Genomic DNA, 3,700 nt, shown 5'->3' with positions numbered 1-3,700 from the left:
TAAACATCGGACTATTTCCGGTTTTCTAGCAGGCATATTTTCATCTTTATGTGCTTATCAACTCTGTCAGAAGAATAAGCCAAAAATTCATGTCGTTAGAAATTTAGCTTATCCGTAACTAGGGTTATATAGAAAAAGAATTAGATAATAAAAAACAAATAGATAATAAAGAAATTAATCTATTTATTCAGAAAGAAAAAGATTGGATCGGCTCTGTTACACAAATACACATTACCAATGCAAAAGGTCAAGTCCAATTCGCTGATCATGATATTGGCACTCAGACATCCAATTACGCAAACTATAGTTTTTTTAAACAGGCCCAACAGAAAAATACGAATCAACTGTTTGTTACTAAACTGATTAAAGATCCCAATGGCCAAGGCTGGGTTCATCTATTTGCACGACGCTACAATCAGGCTGATGGAACTTTTGCAGGCATGATTGTCGCTGCATTACCTGCCAGCTACTTTAATGATCTGATTACCGAACTAGATGTAGGTTCCAAAGGAGTGGTGTTGGTACAAGACCTGGATCTGCGAATTATTGCACGCAACCCCATACTCAAAACAGCGAATGGCCAGGTCGGTTTTGTGGGGGGACCACTGGAACTGTCTCAGCGGGTTCACTCCGGGGCACAGTCTGGCACCATTTATACACGACAAACAACCGATCATGTTCCGCGTATGGGGAGCTTTCGTCGACTCAGCAGTATGCCTATTTTTGTCGTTGTTGCCTTTGGTGAAACAGACTACCTAGCCCAATGGTATGAGGACCTGATCAAAGCCGTTTTGCTGGGCTTGCTTTTCCTTGTAGTGACCACGATTGCTGCCTGGTTACTCTGGCAGCAAATCCGGGCGAACCTATTGGTCAATCGTCGTAGCCGGATGCTGTTGCGTAATGCACAAGATGGGATACATGTCATAGATCGCCAAGGTCGGCTGCTTGAAGGCAGTGATTCCTTTTTCCGTATGATCGGCAGTACTCGGCAGGCAGCCTTGGGCAAAACACTGTGTTACTGGGATAGCGGCTATGATCAGACAGAGCTGCAAGACCTGATCAGCAGAGGGATTTCTACGCCTGGAGGCATTCGCTTCGAAACATTTTACCAGAATGCACAAGGTGAGCGTTATCCGGTAGAAATCAGTTCGGTCCTGGTACATCTAGATAATGACGATGTATTTTTTTGCTCAGCACGTGATATTACTGAACGTAAAAAAGCTGAAGAAAACCAGCGTATCGCTGCAACGGCATTTGACTCCCAGGTTGGGATGCTAATTACAGATCCGCATATGCTTATTTTACGGACCAATCATGCTTTAACCGAAATTACCGGTTATAGCGAACAAGAGTTAATTGGTCATAAGCCTAAAATCCTGCAATCCGGCATACATGACAAAAACTTCTATACCACCATGTGGAAACATATTCACACAACCGGATCCTGGCAAGGTGAAATCTGGAATAAGCGCAAAAATGGTGAACTATATCCACAGCATATCTTGATTGCCGCTGTACGTGATAAGAAGGGCCAAACCACGCATTATGTGGCGTCCATTACCGACATTTCTGCCTATAAAGCTTCAGAAGAAAAAGTACGCCTGCTGGCATTCTATGACTCTTTGACCAAATTACCCAACCGTAGCCTGTTTTTGGAACATCTTGAACAGAGCATGAGAGAGGCAGAAAATAAAAAACAGCTCGGCATAATTTTGTGCATTGATCTGGATAATTTTAAAGCTTTAAACGATACCGAAGGTCATGAAACTGGAGACCGGTTATTACAGCAAGTTGCCACTCGTCTGTTAAATTGTGTAGAAACAAATCACATGGTTGCTCGACTTGGTAGTGATGAATTTGTTGTGCTGCTTAATCAACTTGGCACATCTGAAACCGAGACGATTCAACAAGCGGAAAAGACGGCAAAACGTATTTTACAGGCACTGGCTCAACCCTACTTTTTCGCAGACTCAGAATATCGTAGTTCTGCCAGTATCGGGATCAGCCTGTTGGGGCTAAAAGCATATGAAAATGTGCAGGATCCGATTAAACGCGCAGATATAGCGCTGTCTGAAGCAAAAAATTATGGCCGGAATACCTATCGCTTCTTTGATCCGTTGATTCAATCTCAGGTTCAGGAACGTGCTGAGATTGATGCCGGATTACGTCAGGCACTAGAAAAAAATCAGCTGGTGCTATTTTACCAACCTCAAGTCAATGGTGCACAACAGGTGACTGGCGTAGAAGCCTTGTTACGTTGGCAGCATCCAACCAAAGGGATGATTTCACCTGCGCGTTTTATTCCCGTTGCAGAAGAAAATGGTTTTATTATTCCACTGGGCCATTGGGTATTAGAAAGTGCCTGTCAACAATTGAGTGACTGGGCCAAGTATCCGCAAACTGCTCAGCTCAGCATGGCTGTAAATGTCAGCGCCAGCCAGTTTTCCCGTGATGAATTTGTTCAAGACGTGCTCGATATTCTGGAACGTACCCAGGCTCCTGCACATTTACTCAAGCTTGAACTGACCGAAAGTGCCTTAGTGATGCGGGTAGAAGACATTATTGAAAAAATGACGATTCTTAAACGTTATGGGATAATGTTCTCTCTGGATGATTTTGGTACAGGCTATTCTTCTCTCACTTATTTACAACAAATTCCAATTGATCAATTAAAGATCGATCAAGGTTTTGTTCGTAATATTGTGATTAGTGCCAATGATGCTGAAATTACCAAAATGATTATTGTCTTAGCAAAAACTTTGGGTATTTCTGTACTGGCTGAGGGGGTAGAAACCGAAGCTCAACGCGAGGTATTGGAAAAACAGGGGTGTTACCATTACCAGGGCTATCTGTTTGGCAAACCGATGCCTATTGATGAGCTTAAGCAGTATCTATTGTCTCAGCAAACCCGGCATTAAAATTAAATAGGATCAGCATTCAGGTAACCACCAAGCTTAAAGTTGGCGATTAGACCATTGCGGTTTACCTGCTCATGAAGGCAATTGCTAAGCCCTAAAGTGCAATAAAAGATATCTATCCAAAAGAAGAGTGGCAATACAGTCTTTAAAATTTGATATATAATGCGATTTATTTAACATATTAAACCAAGTATATTAGTATAGATTGATTTCTCCACAGAAATAATCTTGAAGTTTTCAGCCTGCATCCTCCCCAAGATGCAGGTTTTTTTTGTAGTAATTGGGCAGAAAATTGAACAGGCAGGAAGAAGTGAACCGTACCGGGTTTGTCGGAGAGTTTTTTATTTAAGTTAGGCCACCTGACCTAACGGGTTAATCTTATCATAGTACATTGCTTCAAAAGCAAAAGGTGACACATAACCTAGCGCACTGTGTACACGTTCTTTATTGAACCAATCCACCCAGTTTAGTGTCGCAAGTTGTACATCCGCTAAACCTTGCCAATCTGCTTTTAAATATTCAATCATTGTATAAGCCATTCACCGTTTCAGCCAAAGCATTATCGTATGAGTCACCCGTTGTACCGACTGAAGCTCGTAAATTTGCTGCTTCTAAACGATTGGTATAGCGAATGGAAAGATATTGAACACCTCTATCGGAATGATGAATCACATTCTTTGCCATGCCTCGATCATGCAATGCTTGCTCCAATGCATCCAGGACCATGTCTGTATTCATACGTGTTGATACTTTCCAGCCAACAATCGCACGTGAAAATACAT

General features: G+C 42.2%; 1 protein-coding gene and 2 pseudogenes. 2 read left to right on the top strand and 1 reads right to left on the bottom strand.

What is annotated here, in order from left to right; translation table 11 throughout:
- Positions 1-118 (top strand): annotated as a pseudogene (locus tag FTT83_RS15620) (IS982 family transposase); the annotation flags it as partial.
- A gap of 322 nt (positions 119-440) precedes the next feature.
- Complete coding sequence (locus FTT83_RS15615; protein ID WP_257234918.1) at positions 441-2,918, top strand: EAL domain-containing protein; 2,478 nt, start codon at positions 441-443, stop codon at positions 2,916-2,918.
- Between the two features lie 350 nt (positions 2,919-3,268).
- Here the strand turns inward: FTT83_RS15615 and FTT83_RS15610 are convergent.
- A pseudogene (locus FTT83_RS15610) lies at positions 3,269-3,700 on the bottom strand (DDE-type integrase/transposase/recombinase); the annotation flags it as partial.

It is taken from the genome of Acinetobacter sp. YH01018, assembly GCF_013420295.1.
In the GTDB taxonomy this organism is placed as follows: Bacteria; Pseudomonadota; Gammaproteobacteria; order Pseudomonadales; family Moraxellaceae; genus Acinetobacter.
Note: the sequence above shows the minus strand (reverse complement) of the source record. Positions and strands in the feature narration are given on the sequence as shown.

Coding starts and splice junctions, on each gene's coding strand:
- FTT83_RS15615 (WP_257234918.1), top strand. CDS start 441: ATGATTGTCGCTGCATTACCTGCCAGCTACTTTAATGATCTGATTACC.